The 18,162-nt window shown below is 59.7% G+C and carries 15 protein-coding genes and 1 pseudogene; 13 read left to right on the forward strand and 3 right to left on the reverse strand.

Annotated elements, in window-relative coordinates; genetic code table 11:
• Window positions 1-176: pseudogene (locus CCGE525_RS39235) on the reverse strand (LysR family transcriptional regulator); the annotation flags it as partial.
• A 137-nt stretch (window positions 177-313) separates the two neighbouring features.
• Here CCGE525_RS39235 and CCGE525_RS32115 point away from each other — a divergent pair.
• The 9 genes from CCGE525_RS32115 to copC all read left to right on the forward strand — a co-directional run bounded on the left by CCGE525_RS32115 (window position 314) and on the right by copC (window position 10,329).
• Entirely contained in the window at window positions 314-2,464 is a 2,151-nt protein-coding gene (locus tag CCGE525_RS32115; protein WP_162950366.1) for a DNA/RNA non-specific endonuclease, read from the forward strand.
• A gap of 513 nt (window positions 2,465-2,977) precedes the next feature.
• Complete coding sequence (locus tag CCGE525_RS32120; RefSeq protein ID WP_120708747.1) at window positions 2,978-3,685, forward strand: FadR/GntR family transcriptional regulator; 708 nt, start codon at window positions 2,978-2,980, stop codon at window positions 3,683-3,685.
• Window positions 3,682-4,848, forward strand: a complete 1,167-nt coding sequence (locus CCGE525_RS32125; RefSeq protein ID WP_120708221.1) for a PLP-dependent transferase — start codon at window positions 3,682-3,684, stop codon at window positions 4,846-4,848. The genes CCGE525_RS32120 and CCGE525_RS32125 overlap by 4 nt, the downstream gene beginning before the upstream one ends.
• Window positions 4,849-4,888: 40 nt before the next feature.
• Entirely contained in the window at window positions 4,889-6,148 is a 1,260-nt protein-coding gene (locus tag CCGE525_RS32130; RefSeq protein WP_120708222.1) for an ABC transporter substrate-binding protein, read from the forward strand.
• Between the two features lie 91 nt (window positions 6,149-6,239).
• Window positions 6,240-7,175 (forward strand): carbohydrate ABC transporter permease, encoded by a 936-nt coding sequence (locus tag CCGE525_RS32135; RefSeq protein ID WP_120708748.1) that lies wholly within the window; start codon window positions 6,240-6,242, stop codon window positions 7,173-7,175.
• A 3-nt stretch (window positions 7,176-7,178) separates the two neighbouring features.
• The gene (locus CCGE525_RS32140) at window positions 7,179-8,009 is read left to right on the forward strand and encodes a carbohydrate ABC transporter permease (protein ID WP_120708223.1); all 831 of its coding nucleotides are present in this window, start codon (window positions 7,179-7,181) and stop codon (window positions 8,007-8,009) included.
• A 4-nt stretch (window positions 8,010-8,013) separates the two neighbouring features.
• Window positions 8,014-9,072 (forward strand): ABC transporter ATP-binding protein, encoded by a 1,059-nt coding sequence (locus CCGE525_RS32145; protein WP_120708224.1) that lies wholly within the window; start codon window positions 8,014-8,016, stop codon window positions 9,070-9,072.
• Window positions 9,073-9,295: 223 nt separating this feature from the next.
• Window positions 9,296-9,667: a hypothetical protein gene (locus tag CCGE525_RS32150; RefSeq protein WP_245472228.1), complete on the forward strand. Its 372-nt coding sequence runs from the start codon at window positions 9,296-9,298 to the stop codon at window positions 9,665-9,667.
• Window positions 9,668-9,960: 293 nt separating this feature from the next.
• A complete protein-coding gene (gene copC / locus CCGE525_RS32155; protein ID WP_120708226.1) occupies window positions 9,961-10,329 on the forward strand; it encodes a copper homeostasis periplasmic binding protein CopC in 369 nt (122 codons plus the stop codon).
• 255 nt (window positions 10,330-10,584) lie between these two features.
• On the opposite strand, the gene CCGE525_RS32160 is transcribed toward copC, so the two are convergent.
• Both CCGE525_RS32160 and CCGE525_RS32165 read right to left on the reverse strand, forming a co-directional pair.
• Entirely contained in the window at window positions 10,585-12,174 is a 1,590-nt protein-coding gene (locus tag CCGE525_RS32160; RefSeq protein WP_120708227.1) for a hypothetical protein, read from the reverse strand.
• Between the two features lie 223 nt (window positions 12,175-12,397).
• On the reverse strand, window positions 12,398-12,829 hold the full coding sequence (locus CCGE525_RS32165; protein ID WP_120708749.1) for a hypothetical protein: 432 nt from the start codon (window positions 12,827-12,829) through the stop codon (window positions 12,398-12,400).
• A gap of 208 nt (window positions 12,830-13,037) precedes the next feature.
• Between CCGE525_RS32165 and CCGE525_RS32170 the strand changes: the two genes are divergently transcribed.
• The 4 genes from CCGE525_RS32170 (at window position 13,038) to ehuR (ending at window position 18,144) form a co-directional block, all read left to right on the forward strand.
• Window positions 13,038-13,532: an Lrp/AsnC family transcriptional regulator gene (locus CCGE525_RS32170; protein ID WP_120708228.1), complete on the forward strand. Its 495-nt coding sequence runs from the start codon at window positions 13,038-13,040 to the stop codon at window positions 13,530-13,532.
• Between the two features lie 120 nt (window positions 13,533-13,652).
• Window positions 13,653-15,149: an NAD-dependent succinate-semialdehyde dehydrogenase gene (locus tag CCGE525_RS32175; RefSeq protein ID WP_120708229.1), complete on the forward strand. Its 1,497-nt coding sequence runs from the start codon at window positions 13,653-13,655 to the stop codon at window positions 15,147-15,149.
• Between the two features lie 34 nt (window positions 15,150-15,183).
• A complete protein-coding gene (locus tag CCGE525_RS32180; RefSeq protein ID WP_120708230.1) occupies window positions 15,184-16,563 on the forward strand; it encodes an aspartate aminotransferase family protein in 1,380 nt (459 codons plus the stop codon).
• A 150-nt stretch (window positions 16,564-16,713) separates the two neighbouring features.
• On the forward strand, window positions 16,714-18,144 hold the full coding sequence (gene ehuR, locus CCGE525_RS32185) for a MocR-like ectoine utilization transcription factor EhuR (protein ID WP_120708231.1): 1,431 nt from the start codon (window positions 16,714-16,716) through the stop codon (window positions 18,142-18,144).
• Window positions 18,145-18,162: the final 18 nt, after the last annotated feature.

Here is an 18,162-nt window from a genome sequence, read left to right on the forward strand (position 1 = left end):
GCTGCCGGCAACGACCGCCAAGGTATCGATAAACAAAACTCGCTGTTCTACGTCTCCGATCGGCGCCGGCTCGCGCAACGCTTCTATGAGGAATCAATTTCACCACGTCGAAGCCCGACAAGCAGATCTGCATAAGGCCCCTCGACTATGTGAATTGGCGTCCTGGGACGACACTTCGTCATAAAATTGCATTTTCCCGCGCCTATCGTTAATCTTGTGCATGGTCGATGCGGACAAACGCGTAAGCATCGAGTTCTTCACCTGCATTGATGTTTGAATGCCATTGATTTGCGCGTATGCGCGTGGAGGGGCAATGGGATCGAATAGTGCAGATCTGCGTCCAGGTACTCTGCAGGCCGTGCGCGAGCGGCTAGCGGCGAGCCTGGACAAACGAAAGTTAAACCGCGAGAAGGTTGCGAGCGGCGACTGGAGCGGCGCAGAACCGAACGACACGCGCGCGCTTGCCTATCGCCTTCGTATCGACCGCAAGGCTGGGCACGCGGAGGCAACCTACGGGACGAACGACTTCCAGCCGGCCGCCTTCCTCCCTGGCGGTGCGAGGGCACGTAGATCAGTTGCCATGACCTCGATGGACACGCCAGGAGAGTCGCGCACCGGCACCGGATTCCTAATATCGACCAAACTCTTCCTGACAAACCAACATGTGATCAAGAACGCCGAGGAAGCCGCCCTCACGCAGATCCTGTTCGACTACGAACTCGACGACCGTGGAGAGATCGTCCCGGAAACTGTTTTCGCCCTCGACCCCAGTACACTATTCATTGCATCCGACGAAGGCGATCTCGACTACGCGCTCGTCGCTGTCGGCAAGCGCATTCGAGGGACAGGCGATCTTGCCGGCTTTGGATTTTCGCCGCTATCAAACACTCCTGACCGTCATCAACTCGGCATCTACGCGAACATCGTCCAACATCCGAACGGGCAGCGAAAAAGCGTCGTCCTGCGCAACAATCTCGTGTTGTCACGCGACGACGACAAAGGTCGCCTCTACTACGAAACCGATACACTTGAAGGCTCGTCTGGCTCACCGGTCCACAATGATCTGTGGGATGTGATCGCTCTGCACCACTACGGGGAAGTCAGCGCCGATATCGACGGTCCCGACGGCAAACAAACTCGAAGCGTGAACGAGGGCATCCGAATTAGCAGCATCTACGACGATCTGGGGAGGAGGGTCGATGCCCTCCCCGACCAATCTCGTGCACTGCTCCAGGACGCTCTTGTCCTTTGGAAGACTGACACGCCGACCGAGAGGACATTAACTCCAGGCCCCAGGTCGGCTAGCGACCTCGTTGTTTCACAGGTCCGCGCCGAGTCATCGATTTCAGACCCTCGTCCCCAAATGGAGCATGACATGTCACTTCCCGAAGGTGAGACCAAGATTATTGTCCCGCTCGAAATCTCCATCAAGATCGGACAGCCCGACGCCGCGGCAAGCTCGGCGCACCGAGAGTTGTCGAAGCTCAGCGCCAGCACGCCGGGAACTGCGCTGCGCAGCCTCGCGGAAGCCCAGACCATTGATCGAAACTACTCCAACCGAAACGGTTTCGATCCGGGTTTCGTACCTGGCCTCGACATAAACCTCGCGACGGTCGTGGCATCAGTGGGAGCGAATGTCGCGCCGCTGCTCGAACCGTCGGATCGGCCGCTTCCCGGCGAGCTGGCCTACCAGAACTTCAGCGTGGTGATGAACAAGACCCACCGGATCGCGATAGTCACTGCCACCAACATAGACGGCGAAACCTACATCGCCATCGACCGTGCCACCGGAGGGCCGTCGGCGCATCAGCCCGAGCGGGAAGCCGATACGTGGTTCAAGGACAGCCGGATAAACGAAGCCCTAACCCTCACAAACGACTTCTACCAGCAGTGGGGCCATTTTTTCGATCGCGGCCATCTCACCCGCCGCAACGACCCGACCTGGGGCCCGAACGCGAGCAGAGCCAATACAGACACCTTCCATTTCACCAACTGCTCGCCCCAGCATTGGAAATTCAACGAGTCCACCGATTTCTGGCAGGGCATCGAGCGATATGTTCTCGAGCAAGGGCTGTGGGAGACGGGTCTCAATAAACGCCTGACCGTGCTCCAAGGCCCGCTCTACGACGCCCCGCAACCACTCTATGCCGACGAAGTCGAGGTTCCCAACGCTTTCTGGAAGATCGTGGTGTGGAAGGGAAAAGGCGGGCTTAAGGCCGTCGCGCTCGTGGCCGACCAGAGCGAGCTGCTTTCAATTCCCCGAGACAAAGGCGGAGCTGGAAAACCCGACGACAAAAAGCCCGTGCAGATTTCACAGTTTCGGTCGACTATCGCGGAGGTCGCGCGGAGATCGGGACTCGATCTGCACGTCCTCGTCCCCTATGACACGGCGGCGGGTGATCTTCCCCATGTCGGCGAGGCCAATATCCGGCTAACCGCTTTCAGCCAGATCAACGTCTCGTAGTCAGACGGGCAGACAGACGCGTCCATCGCCCGCAGGGTGCAGGCTCCACTCTCAACCGCGTCGCGATCGACACGTAGAGCAAGACAGATTTATCGGGTGCGGTTCTCGGCACCGCTATTCCGCCGATCGCCCAGGTTGGCGCGATCGAGCAGCATGGTCGTTGACGACGCCCATCTCGTCATGAGTGTCCATCACTCGTCACGCGCCTTGTGCTCGTCGGCGATCATGGCAAGCTTGCTGCCCCTCCGAAGCCACAACTACCTACCAATTCGGGAACGGTAGCCCTTGTGTAGCAGGTGGAAAAAATTGGGAGGTGGCGCGTTATTTTGCGTTTCCAATAACTTAGGCGGCGGCCAACGGGAATCCGACAATTCAGGCTGTCGTTGCAGGTACCTTGAGACCCTTTCGGGGGTGCAAAGGACATTGTGGAGGGGCGGAGTCAGCTTAGAGAAAAAGAGCTGATGAACGAGAAAAGGGATTGACCTGATGGCAGATGTCAGACCAATTTATGACATGGCAAAGGCAAAGCTTACCCCTCTCCCGTCGATCGATCGGACGCAGCAAGTCATCGACGCGCTGTCCGATTTCATCGAGTCCTCCAAGCTCCAGGCGGGCGAACGGCTGCCGACCGAACGTGAGCTGGGGGCTGCCCTCTCCGTGGGACGCTCGACGATCCGAGAAGTGATCACGCATTTCCAGGCATTGGGCGTGATGGAAACCCGCAAAGGCAGCGGCACCTATCTGCTGAAGCCGGTTTCCAAGGCGACCATCCATATGCCGTTGTCGCTCGACACGGCGCATCTGCGCGATGCGCTTTTGCAGACCCTTGAGGTTCGTCGCGGCATCGAATGCGAGGCTGGAATGGTTGCCGCCAAGAAGCGCACGACCAAGGATATCGCGATCATCGAGGAGAAGCTCGATGAGATGGAGCGCGTCCATATCGCAAAGGGCACCTCCGGTCCGGAAGATCTTGCGTTTCACCTTGCCGTCTACGACGCCACCCATAATCCATTGTTCAAGCAGCTTCTCGAACAGATACGTGGAACTTTCGAGCGCTTCTGGACCCACCCCTTCGACCGGCAGGACTTTGCCCGGCGGTCCTTCCCCTTTCACCGCACGCTGTTCAACGCGATCGTCGCCCAGGATCCCGAGGCGGCGCGCGCTGAAACATTGAAAATTCTCGACGTTGTCGAGGAAGACATCAAGGAAATGTCCAAATGACTGACGGGCTAGAGCCGTTCGAACTCGCTTCCCTCATAACGGCCCATGACGACGGCAATTACGCCGAGGCCGTGGTGCCGCCGATCTTTCAGACATCGCTTTTCACCTTTGCCGACTACGACGACATGATCGCTTCCTATCGCGGCGAGAAAGTGCGGCCGATCTATACGCGCGGCCTCAATCCGACGGTGCGCATGTTCGAGGAAATGCTCGCGAAGCTCGAAGGTGCAGAGGACGCGCTCGGTTTTGCGAGCGGCATGGCTGCGATCTCGTCTGCCGTATTGAGCTTCGTCGAGCCAGGCGATCGCATCGTGGCGGTCAAGCATGTCTATCCGGATGCCTTCCGCCTCTTCGGCACGATCCTGAAGCGTATGAAGGTCGAGGTAGCCTATGTGGATGGCCGCGACGAGGAAGCTGTTGCCAAAGCGCTTCCCGGCGCCAAGGTCCTTTATCTGGAAAGCCCGACGAGCTGGGTGATGGAAGCCCATGATGTTGGCGCGCTCGCCGCACTCGCCAAGCGGCATGGTGTCATTTCGATGATCGACAACAGTTGGGCCAGCCCCTATTTCCAGCGGCCGTTGACGCTGGGCGTCGATCTCGTCATCCACTCCGCCTCCAAATATCTTGGCGGTCATAGCGATGTCGTTGCCGGTGTGGTCGCCGGCTCGAAACAGACGATTGCGCGGGTGAAGGCCGAGGCATACCCTTATCTCGGCGGCAAGCTTTCGCCTTTCGACGCCTGGCTTTTGATCCGCGGCCTTCGCACTCTGCCGATCCGCATGAAGGCGCACGAGGCTGCCGCAATGACGATTGCCAAGCGGCTGCAGGAACTCGATGTCGTCGAACAGGTCTGCCATCCAGGCCTTGCCAACCGATTGCCCGCCGGCCTCAACGGCACCTCAGGCCTGTTTTCATTCATCTTCCGCGAAGGCGTCGATATCCGCGCCTTCGCGGATCACCTCAAGCTCTTCAAACTGGGTGTGAGCTGGGGTGGGCACGAAAGCCTGATCGTACCGGGCGAGGTGGTGCTTCAGCAGAAGGCACAGCCGAATTCCGCGCATACCTTTGGTATCAACCCGCGGTCCGTACGTCTCCATGTCGGTCTCGAAGGGACCGAGGCATTGTGGAGAGATATCGAGGAAGCGATCACCGCCGCCTCATAAGACCATCAACCTAAGAGGAACACCTAAAAGGGGAACCAACATGAAAAGACTGATAACAGCAGCACTCTTTACCGCCATGATGGCCGGCACCGCCTTTGCCGATACGACACTGAAGCTCGTTGAGGTGATCACGAGCCCGGAGCGCACCGAGACGCTTAAGTCGATCGTCGCCAAGTTCGAGGCCGCCAACGCGGGCACCAAGGTCGATATCATTTCCTTGCCCTGGAACGAAGCCTTCCAGAAGTTCGCTACCATGGTTTCGGCCGGCGACACGCCGGACGTGATGGAAATGCCCGATACCTGGCTGTCGCTCTACGGCAACAACGGCATGCTGGAAAGCCTTGAGCCCTATCTCGCCAAGTGGGAGCACACGAAGGAGCTGACGCCTCGCGCGCTGGAACTCGGTCGCGACGTCAAGAACACCGCCTATATGTTACCCTACGGCTTCTACCTGCGTGCCATGTTCTACAACAAGAAGCTCTTGCAGCAGGCGGGCGTGAGCGAGCCGCCGAAGACCTTGGACGATTTCGTCAAGGCATCCGAAGCAGTCTCCAAGCTACCCGGCAAATACGGCTATTGCATGCGCGGCGGCCCCGGCGGCCTGAACGGCTGGATGATCTTCGCGGCCTCCATGGCCGGCGACAACAAGTACTTCAAAGATGACGGCACCTCGACGATGAACAGCCCCGGCTGGGCCAAGGGCATTGAATGGATGGTCGATCTCTACAAGAAGGGATATGCGCCGAAGGACAGCGTCAACTGGGGCTTCAACGAAGTCGTCGCTGGCTTCTATTCTGGCACCTGCGCCTTCCTCGACCAGGATCCGGATGCTTTGATCGCCGTTGCCGAGCGCATGAAACCCGATGACTTCGGCGTAGCACCTCTGCCGAAAGGCCCGGATGGCAAGTCCTTCCCGACCATCGGCTACGGCGGCTGGTCGATGTTCTCGACGAGCCAGAACAAGGATCTTTCTTGGAAGCTGATCGCCACGCTCGAAGGGCCGGAAGGCAACCTCACCTGGAACAAGAAGATCGGCGCACTGCCGGCCTATACCGCCGCGGAAAAGGACCCCTTCTACGCTGGCGACCAGTTCAAGGGCTGGTTCCAGGAACTGGCGGACAAGAACACCGTCCCGACCGTCATGCCGACCTATCTTGAGGAATTCGCCTTCTTCAAGGATTCGCTCGCCATCAAGACGTCGCAACAGGCACTGCTCGGCGATATCTCGGCAAAGGATCTGGCCGACCAGTGGGCCGACTATCTGACCAAGGCGCAGCAGAAGTTCCTCGCCAAGAAATAGATTCGTCCCTCCGGCGGCGGAGCAATCCGCCGCCTTTTTTCCGCACATGAAACAGACGGCGTCTGAACGCCGCGAACGGGAACTCTTGCAGATGGCTTCGATTACCGACACGCTCGACAGGCGTCACGACCGCAGGCCGTGGCGGAAGCGCCTCGCCGACGCCTCGGAACCCTATCTCTACAGCGCCCCGGCGCTCATCCTCATTATCGCCGTGATGCTGGTGCCGCTTGTGATCGGCATTTCCTATGCGTTTCGCGATATACAGTTGCTCAATCCGTTTTCCGGCGGCTTCATCGGCCTGCAGCACTTCCGCGATCTTTCAAAGGATGCCGCCTTTTACTGGGCGCTTAAGAATACGCTTTGGTGGACCGGAGCCTCGGTTGTTTTGCAATTTATCTTCGGGCTAATCCTTGCCCTACTGCTGGACAAGCCGTTTTTCGGCAGGGCGATCGTCCAGGCCCTGGTGTTTTTGCCGTGGGCAGTTCCATCCTTCCTCGCCGGCCTCAACTGGGCATGGCTCTTCAATCCCGTGATCGGGCCTATCCCGCACTGGCTGTTCGCTCTCGGCCTGATGAAGGAGCCCGGCAACATCCTTTCCGATCCGCAATATGCGATGTGGGGACCGATCGTCGCCAATGTCTGGTGGGGCATTCCCTTCTTTGCCATCACGCTGCTCGCGGCACTCCAGGCAATTCCACGCGATCTCTATGAAGCCGCTTCGATTGACGGTGCTGGCTGGTTCCAGCGCTTCCGCTCGATCACGCTTCCCTTCCTTGCCCCGACAATTGCCATCACAGTGCTGCTGCGCACGGTCTGGATCTCGAACTTCGCCGATTTGATCGTCGTCATGACAGGAGGTGGGCCGGCCGATCGGACCCAGATCGTCGCAAGCTACATCTTCACGCAGGCGTTCAAGCGACTGGATTTCGGTTATGCCTCGGCCATCGCGCTTGTCCTGCTCGTGCTGCTGCTCGCCTATTCCATGCTGATCATCCTGCTGCGGCAGACCCTGCTGAACAAGGATTGAGCCATGAGACGATCTATCATCCCCACTATCGCGCATCGCCTGGCAATCCTTTGCTACGTGGTTTTTGCGCTCTTCCCGCTCTTCTGGCTGCTGAAGGTCTCGGTCACGCCGAACGACCTGCTCTATACCGAAGGTGTGCGCATGTGGCCCTCGCGCACCACGTGGGAGCACTACGCTTTTGTGCTGCAACACAGCGACTTTCCGACATTCTTTGAAAACAGCCTGATCGTCTCGGCCTCTACGGCAATTGCCGTGACGATTTGTGCATCGCTTTCCGGCTATGCGCTCTCGCGCTTCACCTTCCGCGCCAAATATTGGATCGTGGCGCTGATGTTGCTGACGCAGATGTTTCCGCTGGTCATGCTGGTTGCGCCGATCTTCAAGATCCTGACGCCGCTGCATCTCACGAACAGCCTAAGCGGCCTTGTCATCGTCTACACCGCTTTCAACGTGCCTTTTGCCACCTTCCTGATGCAGTCCTTCTTCGACGGCATCCCGAAGGACCTCGAAGAGGCTGCGATGATCGACGGCGCGACGCAGTTCACGGCGTTCCGGCAGATCATTTTGCCGTTGACGCTGCCCGGCATTGCCGCAACGCTCGGTTTTGTCTTCACGGCCGCCTGGAGCGAGCTGCTGTTCGCCCTGATGCTCATCAATGGCAATCAGGCGGCGACCTTCCCGGTCGGGCTTCTCACCTTCGTTTCGAAATTCTCCGTGGATTTCGGGCAGATGATGGCCGCGGGCGTCATGGCGCTCATTCCGGCCGGCCTCTTCTTCCTGCTCATCCAGCGTTATCTCGTGCAGGGCCTGACGGCCGGCGCGGTCAAGGGTTAGTCAAATGGCATCGATCGATATCCAGAACGTCAAGAAAGCCTATGGCCACGTGCAGGTGCTGCACGATATCGACCTCAGGATCAAGGATGGCGAGTTCGTCGTCCTTGTCGGCCCATCCGGCTGCGGCAAATCAACGCTGCTTAGGATGATCGCCGGTCTCGAAGACATTAGCGGCGGCGAGATCCGGATAGCGGACAATCGTGTCAACGAGCTGCATCCGAAGGATCGCGACATCGCCATGGTGTTCCAGTCCTACGCCCTCTATCCGCATATGAACGTCGCCGGCAATATGAGCTACAGCCTCAAGCTCCGGAAGATCGCGAAGGAGAAGATCGGAAAAGCCGTCGCGGCCGCGGCGTCGAAGCTCGGGCTGGATCCTTTGCTCGAACGCCGCCCGAAGGCGCTTTCGGGCGGTCAGCGGCAGCGCGTCGCCATGGGCCGCGCCATCGTACGCCAGCCGAAGGCCTTCCTCTTCGATGAGCCGCTTTCCAATCTCGACGCACGGCTGCGTGAACAAATGCGGGCCGAAATCAAGAAACTGCACGGCGACCTGAAGGCGACCTCAATCTACGTGACCCACGACCAGATCGAGGCGATGACGCTGGCGGACCGGATCGTTGCCATGCATGGCGGGGTGGTCCAGCAGGTCGGCAGCCCGCTCGAGCTTTACGACCGCCCCGCCAATCTCTTCGTGGCCGGCTTCATCGGCTCGCCGGGCATGAATTTCCTGGACGCCACCTACGAGGCCGGCGGTTTGAGGTTGAAGGACGGAACCATTATCCCGCTTTCGGCATCGCCGAACCTGTCGGCGGGCGCCAAGGTGACACTCGGAATTCGGCCCGAACATGTGGTCCTATCGAATGACGACTCCGGCATTAGCGCCGATGTGGAACTTGTCGAGCCGACCGGTTTCGGCATCATCCTCCATCTTTCGCTCCACGGCTTGCCGTTCAAGGTCTTCACGCTCAATCGCGAGGTGCTGAAGGCGGGACCAACGGTGAAGGTGATATTCCCGCCGCAACATGTGCATGTCTTCGACAGCGAGGGAAAACGGGCGGCCTAGAGCAATTCCAGGAAAAGTGCGTAGCGGTTTTCCGTCCGAAATTGCGAAAAAACAAAGGGATAGAGCGGGAAAGCGGTTCCGTGAAACGCTTTCCCGCTCTAGCAACGTCTCAGATGGCTGCAAATTGCCGCATTGAGCTTGCGCGCCGAACGTCCTACGAACTTTGTCTGCAAAGGGGATGAAGACGACAGTGGGAAAGAGGCTCTCGGGGACAACGCAGTGGATGGTGCGCATCATATGCGCCCTCGCGCTGATGTTTGTCAGCTTCGCCCATCAGCCGCCCATTGCCAAGGCCGATGAACTCACGCCCATCGAGCTGGGACAATACCAGCTACCGGACGGGACCCGGCCCGTCTTGTGCCTCACGGACAAGGGGACTGACGACAAGGAACACGCTAAGACGCATGCACCAGGATGCGAGGCGTGCCGGATTGCCGCGGCCGCCCTGCTTCCCGCGCCGCCGACGGATGTTTGCGAGCATCTTGCCTTGATCGGCCAGGATGTGCTCGCACCCAAAACCGAAGCTTTCCATCGCCAGCTCTATCCGCCGAATACCGGCCCCCGCGCGCCACCCACCCTGCAGATCGTTGCCTGAGCCTGCGTTGCGGCGCGAGCCGTGACGCTTGTTATCAACGGCGGCCGGCGATGCACGAGACCTGATCGTGTGCCGGCTGCGGGCGGACTGCCTCCATGCTGATCATCGCGACGAGAAACGGGCTGCCTCGGCATCCCGCCCGCGTGGCGCATCGGCATAAGGCCGCGATCTGAGCGGCAGCCCCTCCCCGCAGACATGATTTCCCCGCGGCGCCGTCCAACACGTGAAGAGAGAATCCAATGTTCACCAGAGATCAAAGAACCTGTGCATCATCAACCAGAAGGAAGACCAGCATGCCCCGGATGAAGACGCTCTTTTTTATCGCTGCCACAGCCAGCCTTGCATTTGCCGGCCACGCATTCGCCCATGCTCAGCTCAAATCGGCCGTGCCCGCAGCAGACAGCACGGTAAAACAGGCGCCATCAGAACTCGACCTTACCTTCTCCGAAGGACTGAACTTCAAGTTCAGCGGCGTGAAGGTCACCGGCCCTGGAAAGGCAGCCGTCAAGACCGGCGAAGGCATGCTGATGAACGGCGATAGCACGCTGATGGTGCCAATCACCGACAAGCTGACCGCCGGCAAATATACCGTGGAGTGGCATGCCCTTTCCGCCGACGGCCACAAGACCAATGGGACCTACAGCTTCACGGTAGCCCCATGATCCCTGCCGGTAACGCGGCGATCCGCCTGATCGCTTGATGCGGTACGCTGGGCCGCGTCCTCAGGCTGATCCTTTCGTCTGAAAGGTCAGCCTGAGAGCTTGGCCATCGGCTCTGCGAAGGAGGGAAACGAGCCGTATCCCGACCGGCTTCATCCTCAGGCATTGTTTAGTCGAGCTTTGGCGCCGCGGACACGGTTCTACCAGACGTTTCGGGCGAGCCGCAGGGTTTTCAGCCAGGAACCGCTTCCGGATCAATCACCGGGCACTCGAGTTGTCGGTACGAGCATTGCGACCATAGACAGTAAACCGCTCATCCTTTGCAACGGGGTGATAAGCAGAAAGCACCGCGGCAAAACGTGGTTGACCAAGCACGTGGTCGGTCCAAAGTGGCTCATCCTGCTGGATGACGATCAGATCGTAGTTGTAGCTGGCGAACTCGGCATATTTGGCGTCCAGATAGGCATCCGACCGCTTCTGGTACCGAGTGGCATCCGCCACTTCTCCTTTCGCCGAAGCCTCCTCGGCTAGAACGTACGCAAGGGCGCCGAACCAGTCGCTGTTATTGGCGGACAAGAAGCGCGCCCCGACAATCCTGGCGAGCGGATGGGCAGCAGCGATATCGCTGCCGATGACGCCGAGTGTCGGTTCCCCTTTCGATGCCGCTTTCACTGCAGCGACGAAAGCGTCCGCCGGCTTCTGCGTCGGTAAGAACGGCAACCATGCAAATGCGACAACAATTGCACAAAGAGTGGCACGTCCGAGCGTTTCACGGTTGTAACGCCAGCCAGAAGACGCTGCTATTTTGCAAAGCACAGCAACAAAGGCCAGTGAGATCGCAGCAAAAGCGTGGTAGGCCCAGCCTTTACCCTGATAGATCAACGGCGCGACGGCAGCGAGCGAAGCGAGTAAGGTCACGGCACAAAGCGGTGTCACCGGCGCTTTGGGTGCAACCACTCGGAACAGAAGGACAATCAGCAGGTAAAGCGGCCCATAGCATAGCGCGACCCTGACTGGATCACCCATCTTCATGTAGACATCCGCCACCTGCGGGAGGAGGTCGCGCATAAATTCGGGAGTAAGCAAAAAGACGAGTGCGATGTAGACGACACCGACAGTGCCGACGATACAATTCTCGGGAGCAAGGAGTAACCGAAGGTTTCGTCGCCGCCAGGCCACATAGAGCGCGGGCACAATGTAAGCGACGACATAATAGGCCTTCACCAGAACAAGAACGCTGCCGCAGAGGCCGGCGCCGACGATCAGGGCGATACCGGGTGCGACACGGCGTGTTGTATCGGCCCGCAAGGCCATGAGCGCCAGCAATGGCAAGAACAACACCGTGCCCACCTGATCTCTCTCAGTGAAGGCATTACCCGGAAAAATCATGAAGAGAGCGACGAATAGCGGCAGCAGCCGGAGCAGGGCATGATTTTCGGCAAAGCCCGCCCGCCGGACAATCAAGGCTGACAAACCCAGACCCACGATCACTGCAAGGCACGTGTAGAGATACATGCCGATTTCCGGAGCAAACCCGACCCATCTCGACAGCATGATCGCCGGCAGGAAAAGCCAGATCGAAAACGGCGGGTTGTTGTCGATCACATCGACGTAAAGCCGCTCTCCGTTGAGTACCCGCTCAGCCTCTGTAATGAGCCAGCTTGTGTCAACGATGGTGCCCCATCGCTGCTGCCACAGCGCCGCCACCACGAAGACCAGGGCACTCTGGATCAGCGCTACCCGCAGTACCGGCGACGTCGTCGATCCAAACCCGGACGTGTCCGTCGCACTACTCATATTCGGCCAACCCTGTTGCCATCCGGCATTGCCGTTGAGCGTTCGATGCATCACAACTCATGTAAAACGTACCAATCATCAAACTTATGACTCGACTATAGCGCGAACTTGCTAAACTCGGCGTTAAGGCTTGGGATGGTGGCACGGTCTCTGCCAGACAAATGGGACGAGCCGACATCGCACGGGGGGCAGAGGCTTGATAGCCGCTAGCCACATCGGGAAAGCCAGTGGCGCGCCCCGAAGCGAGCTCACCCCTTTGGATCAACAGGCTCACTCACGGGCCATCCTCCGCAGGCGGCTTGGCGATCCAGCCGACAAAGGTGAGCCAGAGACCGATCAGCACGACGATGCCGAAACCGATCCGTACGATAGGAAGCGCGCCCATCGAGGCCGCCGCGCCGCGTTCGATCAGTTGCGGCGTGGCCATGAGCAAGACGCCGCGGAGCGCCAGGAACCAGCCGAATAGGGAAATCAAAATCGCCGATGGGCTCGACCAATATTGGTGGAACGCAATGATCAGCAGCCCGCAGAAGAGTAGCAGGCCACCCACGAACCATAGGAGCCCCATATTTTCGAAGAATCCGGAGATCAGCGCGCCCATGTCCTGTATCCGCATCACGATGATGCCGGGGACGATCACAAGCCAAGGCCCCATGACGCGGGCGAATGCACGGGTCCGTGCTTTGGATTCCGACGTTGCCGGCATGGGATTTCTCGCTTCTTCGCTGTTGGACCGAAGAATAAAATCCATCTGGCGTTGATTTTGTTCCTCACTGGATGTGCCCAATCCCGGATGCGGCCACCTCAGCGTAGACCAATTCGTCAAGGGGCTCAGTTCTTGGATATGCGCTTGTAAGTCCCGGTGCCGAATGTCATTGGTCGAGTAGTCAGCCAATTCACAAGCAGTTCTCCAAATGAAACTTGATGCAATCGATTTACGCATTTTGGATGCCATTCAACGCGACGGCCGCATCACCAAGCTCGCACTCGCCGAAAAGGTGGGACTTTCGCCTACTCCATGCTGGCTTCGCCTTCGCAAGCTGGAGAAGGCTGGGATCATTACCGGCTATCATGCCCATTTGTCCCCACGCCGGCTGGCGCCGGTCGCCAGCGTCATGGTCGAACTTACGCTCGCCAACCATCGCCAGAGCGACTTCGAACGTTTCGAACGAGCCATCTCCTCCATTCCCGAAATCGTCGCCTGTTGGTCCGTCGGCGGCGGCGTCGACTACATTTTGAAGATCATGACACCGAATATCGACGCCTATCAGCGCCTGATCGATGGTCTCCTCGATCGCGACCTCGGCATCGAACGCTATTTTACATATATCGTGACAAAGACCGTGAAGGAGGAGACCGTGCTGCCGATCGCCAATCTCCTTTCCACGGAGCCTCAGGGCGGCGAATAGGGAATCTCTCTACCGCTGCCGCTCGCTTTAGGTCCTTCCTCTCTTCGAGCGGCAACCAATGGACAATCTCTCGCGGCATTCCGTGAGAACATTGGAGCACCTGGAAAGAGAGGTTTGCCGATGACCGCAGTGCGCGCCCGACCCGCCTATCATGAAGCCCTGTCACGACTGAACGACCGGCATCTGCTGCGGGACCTCTCCTATGTCGGCGGCCGCTGGGTCGCCGCAAAGAGCGGTGCAAGCTTCGAGGTGAGCGATCCTGCCTCGGCCACCACCCTCGCCTGGGTTTCGAGCCTGGGCAGGGATGAGACGTTCGGGGCGATTGCCGCCGCGGCGGATGCCTTTTTAGCCTGGCGCTCGCTCCTGCCGCAGCAGCGCGCATCGATCCTGCGCAAGTGGTATGAACTGATGCTCGCCGCGAAGGAGGATCTGGCGCTGATCATGACGCTGGAACAGGGCAAGCCGCTCACCGAATCCCGCGGCGAGATCGGCTACGCCGCAGGCTTCATCGAATGGTATACGGAGGAAGCCAAGCGGATCAATGCCGAGAGCGTCACCAGCCACCTGCCGGACACCGAAATGATCGTGCGCAGGGAGGCATTGGGTGTCGCCGGGATCGTTACCCCCTGGAACTTCCCCTCTGCCATGCTTACGCGCAAAGCGGCCGCGGCCCTTGCTGCCGGATGCACCGTCGTTGCCCATCCCTCGTCCCAGACGCCGCTGTCGGCGCTTGCCCTCACCGAACTCGGTGAGCGGGCTGGCCTTCCCGCCGGCGTCTTCAACGTTGTCACCGGCGACGCGGCAACGATCGTCGGTGCTCTCTGCGAGGATGCCCGAGTGCGGGCTTTGAGCTTCACCGGCTCGACAGGCATCGGCAAACTGATTGCCGGCCAATGCGCTCCGACCATGAAACGGCTGGTGATGGAGCTCGGCGGGCATGCGCCCCTGATTGTCTTTGACGACGCCGACCTGGATCGCGCCGTGGATATCGCGATCAATGCCAAATTTGCGACGTCCGGCCAGGATTGCCTCGCCGCCAACCGCATCTTCGTGCAACGCTCGATCGTGGAGTCCTTCGTGGCGGCCTTCGCCAAGCGCATTGCAGCGCTCAAGGTCGGTGACGGACTGACCGACGCCGTCGACATCGGCCCGCTGATGCACGAGCGCGCTGTGGCAAAAGTCGAAGAACATGTGGCCGACGCGCTGAAACGCGGCGCAAGGCTCGCCGCCGGCGGCAAGCGCCACGCGGCAGGGCCCCTCTTCTTCGAACCGACACTGCTTGTAAATCCGCCACCGGATGCACTGATCATGCATGAGGAGACCTTCGGGCCAGTCGCTGCGTTGACTTCATTCGATACCGAGGCCGAAGTCGTCGCTCGCGCCAACGATACCGAATACGGCCTCGTCGCCTATGTCGTGACGCAAAACGGCGCACGCCAGATGCGCCTCGGCCGGGCGCTGGACTACGGCATGGTGGCGATCAACCGTGTGAAAATCACCGGTGGACCGGTTCCCTTCGGCGGCTGGAAGCAATCCGGTCTTGGCCGGGAAGGCTCGCGCCACGGCATCGAGGCGTTCACCGAGCTCAAATACCTCTGCATCGACACGGCTGCCTGACGGGCCACCCACCCATAGCACAAGGAAAAATATCATGTTGGACAAGCGTAACGAACTGAATGCGTGGGACAGGGATCACTTCTTTCACCCGTCTACCCATATGGGCATGCATGCACGCGGCGAAACGCCGACCCGTGTCATCGGCGGCGGCGACGGTGTCTACATCACCGACACCAACGGCAAGAAGAGCCTCGATGCCTTTGCCGGCCTCTACTGCGTCAATGTCGGTTATGGGCGGCAGAAAATCGCCGACGCCATCGCTGAACAGGCAAAGAACCTCGCCTATTATCACGCCTATGTCGGGCACGGCACGGAAGCGTCGATCACGCTTTCCAAGATGATCATCGACAGGGCGCCCAAAGGCATGAGCCGTGTTTATTTCGGGCTCTCCGGCTCGGACGCCAACGAAACGAACATCAAGCTCATCTGGTATTACAACAACATCCTTGGCCGGCTGGAAAAGAAGAAGATCATTTCGCGCTGGCGCGGCTATCACGGTTCAGGCGTCATGACCGGCAGCCTCACCGGCCTCGAACTCTTCCACAAGGCTTTCGACCTGCCGCGCGAACCCATTCTACACACGGAAGCACCCTATTTCTTCCGCTGCCCCGATCGGTCGATGGATGAGGAACAGTTCGCGCAATATTGTGCGGACAAGCTTGAGGAAATGATCCTGGCCGAAGGTCCGGAAACGGTCGCCGCCTTCATCGGCGAGCCGATCCTTGGTACCGGCGGCATCGTTCCGCCGCCGAAGACCTATTGGCAGAAGATCCAGACCGTACTCGACAAGTACGACGTCCTTCTCGTCGCCGATGAGGTTGTGACCGGCTTCGGCCGGCTCGGGACGATGTTTGGCTCGGACCATTACGGCATGAAGCCGGATCTGATCACCATCGCCAAGGGCTTGACCTCGGCCTATGCGCCACTTTCCGGCAGCATCGTTTCCGACAAGATGTGGCAAGTGCTGGTACAAGGTTCCGATCAGCTCGGCGCCATCGGCCATGGCTGGACCTATTCCGCCCACCCGATCTGTGCGGCCGCCGGCATTGCGAATCTCGAACTGATCGATGAACTCGGCATTGTCGAAAACGCCGGTTCGACAGGTGCCTACTTCCGGTCCGAGCTTGCCAGTGCTGTCGGCGATCACAAGCATGTCGGTGAGGTCCGTGGCGATGGGCTCATGGCAGCGGTCGAGTTCGTTGAGGACAGGGACGACCGCAAGTTTTTCGATCCAGCGAAAAAGATCGGCCCCCAGGTAGCATCGGCTTTGCTTGAGCGCGGCGTGATCGGCCGTGCCATGCCGCAGGGAGACATCCTCGGCTTTGCACCGCCCTTGTGCCTGACGCGCGACGAGGCTGATATCGTTGTCAAAGCTGCGGCTGATGCGATCAAAAGCGTATTCTCAAATCTCTGACGCAGCGCCCGGCCGGCAACCTTAGGCGCAGGGCATAAATGAGGATCGCTCAGTCCGTTGTTGACAATGGACTGAGCGTATTGGCTTGGTCATCGCCATGCCGCATTGAATGGTGTACATGGATATCCTGCAATTGTACCGGATCAATCCATGCTTCGTCATGATTCAAAAGACCAGCATAGTGATGCCTGGAAACCCGTCCTTCAGCATCGCAAGGGCGTGACCAAGCATAAGCTGCTCACCGACAAGATCATTTCCGATATCGACGAAGGAATCCTGCCGGTTCATACGCGGATGCCGACGCATCGCGATCTCGCCCATGCGCTGGGGATTTCGGTTCAGACCGTGAGCATCAGCTACAAGGAGGCGGAGCGGCGTGGCTATCTGCGCGGTGAAGTGGGGCGCGGCACCTTCGTGCGCAGCCGCGTCACCGAACGTGCCGACAGCTTCATGCTTGATCGCGACCCGAGCGGCAGCGCCGACCTTTCGATTATCCGGGCCGTCTATACCGAAGCGCACGAGCGATCGGCGCGCGAGCTGATGCAGGCTCTTGCCGAAAGCGACAACAGCAGTTTCATGCGGCCATGCCGGCCGATCGCCGGCTTGGATGCACACCGCGCCGCGGCACGAGCCTGGTTGGCGCGCTTGTCCGTCGATGCCGATCCCGATCGCATCCTGATCACGAATGGCGCTGCTCACGGCCTTTTCCTGGCCGTGGCCTCGGTCGTGCGGCCGGGTGAGGTCGTCTTGACCGAGAACCTCACCGATCACGGCATTATCGGCCTCGCCAACGTGCTGGGCTTTACGCTGCGCGGCCTCCCGACCGATCGCGAAGGCATCTTGCCGGAAGCCTTCGAGGCCGCTTGCGCGGTCGGCGACGTCTCGGCCCTGGTCATCGTTCCCTCACTCGGCAACCCCACAAGCCATGCCATGGGGGCGGAGCGTCGCCACGCCATCGCCGATATCGCGCGCCGGCACGGCGTCTTCGTCATCGAGGACGAGGTCTACAAGCCGATGCTTCGGGATCCCCTGCCCTCCATGCCGGATCTGCTGCCCGAGCTCGGCTTCTTCGTCACAAGCTTCACGAAATCGGTGATGACGGGCTTGCGCATCGGCTATCTCGTCGTTCCGGCGCACTTCTCCATCCGGGTTGCATCGATCCTGCGCGTCACGGGGTGGAGCGCAACCAATGTCGTCGCGGAAATGGCCTCTCGCTGGGTTCTGGATGGCACCGCCGATGCGCTGATTGCCGTTCAGAGAAGCGAGGCCCAGGCCAGACAAGCGATCGTATCGGAGGTGATGGGGCCCTTCGTCGCCGGCAGCCATCCTCTGTCGCTCTGCGCGTGGCTCTCGGTGCCAGAGCGCTGGACGGAGGAGGGACTTGTCCGCGCGTTGGCCCGCAAAGGTGTCGCCGTCACACCATCCGATCCATTCGTCGCCGGTGGGGAACGACCGGTCGGCGGAATTCGCATCTGCCTCGGCGGTCGCCTATCACACTCCGCTCTTCGCTCGGCGCTGGAAACAACCCGCGGGGCCTTCGAACAACTGCCTCCCATTTTCGACGTGGGATCAATTGCTTAGGATCGAAGCTAGCGCCCG

This window comes from Rhizobium jaguaris, from assembly GCF_003627755.1.
Lineage (GTDB): Bacteria > Pseudomonadota > Alphaproteobacteria > Rhizobiales > Rhizobiaceae > Rhizobium > Rhizobium jaguaris.

What these genes read in the sequence shown, in the direction of transcription:
- CCGE525_RS32130 (WP_120708222.1), top strand. Translation starts at nt 4,889, where the DNA reads ATGAAAAGACTGATAACAGCAGCACTCTTTACCGCCATGATGGCCGGC.
- CCGE525_RS32125 (WP_120708221.1), top strand. Translation starts at nt 3,682, where the DNA reads ATGACTGACGGGCTAGAGCCGTTCGAACTCGCTTCCCTCATAACGGCC.
- CCGE525_RS32180 (WP_120708230.1), top strand. Translation starts at nt 15,184, where the DNA reads ATGTTGGACAAGCGTAACGAACTGAATGCGTGGGACAGGGATCACTTC.
- CCGE525_RS32150 (WP_245472228.1), top strand. Translation starts at nt 9,296, where the DNA reads ATGGTGCGCATCATATGCGCCCTCGCGCTGATGTTTGTCAGCTTCGCC.
- CCGE525_RS32140 (WP_120708223.1), top strand. Translation starts at nt 7,179, where the DNA reads ATGAGACGATCTATCATCCCCACTATCGCGCATCGCCTGGCAATCCTT.
- CCGE525_RS32160 (WP_120708227.1), bottom strand. Translation starts at nt 12,174, where the DNA reads ATGCATCGAACGCTCAACGGCAATGCCGGATGGCAACAGGGTTGGCCG.
- CCGE525_RS32135 (WP_120708748.1), top strand. Translation starts at nt 6,240, where the DNA reads ATGGCTTCGATTACCGACACGCTCGACAGGCGTCACGACCGCAGGCCG.
- CCGE525_RS32145 (WP_120708224.1), top strand. Translation starts at nt 8,014, where the DNA reads ATGGCATCGATCGATATCCAGAACGTCAAGAAAGCCTATGGCCACGTG.
- CCGE525_RS32115 (WP_162950366.1), top strand. Translation starts at nt 314, where the DNA reads ATGGGATCGAATAGTGCAGATCTGCGTCCAGGTACTCTGCAGGCCGTG.
- CCGE525_RS32170 (WP_120708228.1), top strand. Translation starts at nt 13,038, where the DNA reads ATGAAACTTGATGCAATCGATTTACGCATTTTGGATGCCATTCAACGC.
- CCGE525_RS32165 (WP_120708749.1), bottom strand. Translation starts at nt 12,829, where the DNA reads ATGCCGGCAACGTCGGAATCCAAAGCACGGACCCGTGCATTCGCCCGC.
- CCGE525_RS32120 (WP_120708747.1), top strand. Translation starts at nt 2,978, where the DNA reads ATGGCAAAGGCAAAGCTTACCCCTCTCCCGTCGATCGATCGGACGCAG.
- ehuR (WP_120708231.1), top strand. Translation starts at nt 16,714, where the DNA reads ATGCTTCGTCATGATTCAAAAGACCAGCATAGTGATGCCTGGAAACCC.
- copC (WP_120708226.1), top strand. Translation starts at nt 9,961, where the DNA reads ATGCCCCGGATGAAGACGCTCTTTTTTATCGCTGCCACAGCCAGCCTT.
- CCGE525_RS32175 (WP_120708229.1), top strand. Translation starts at nt 13,653, where the DNA reads ATGACCGCAGTGCGCGCCCGACCCGCCTATCATGAAGCCCTGTCACGA.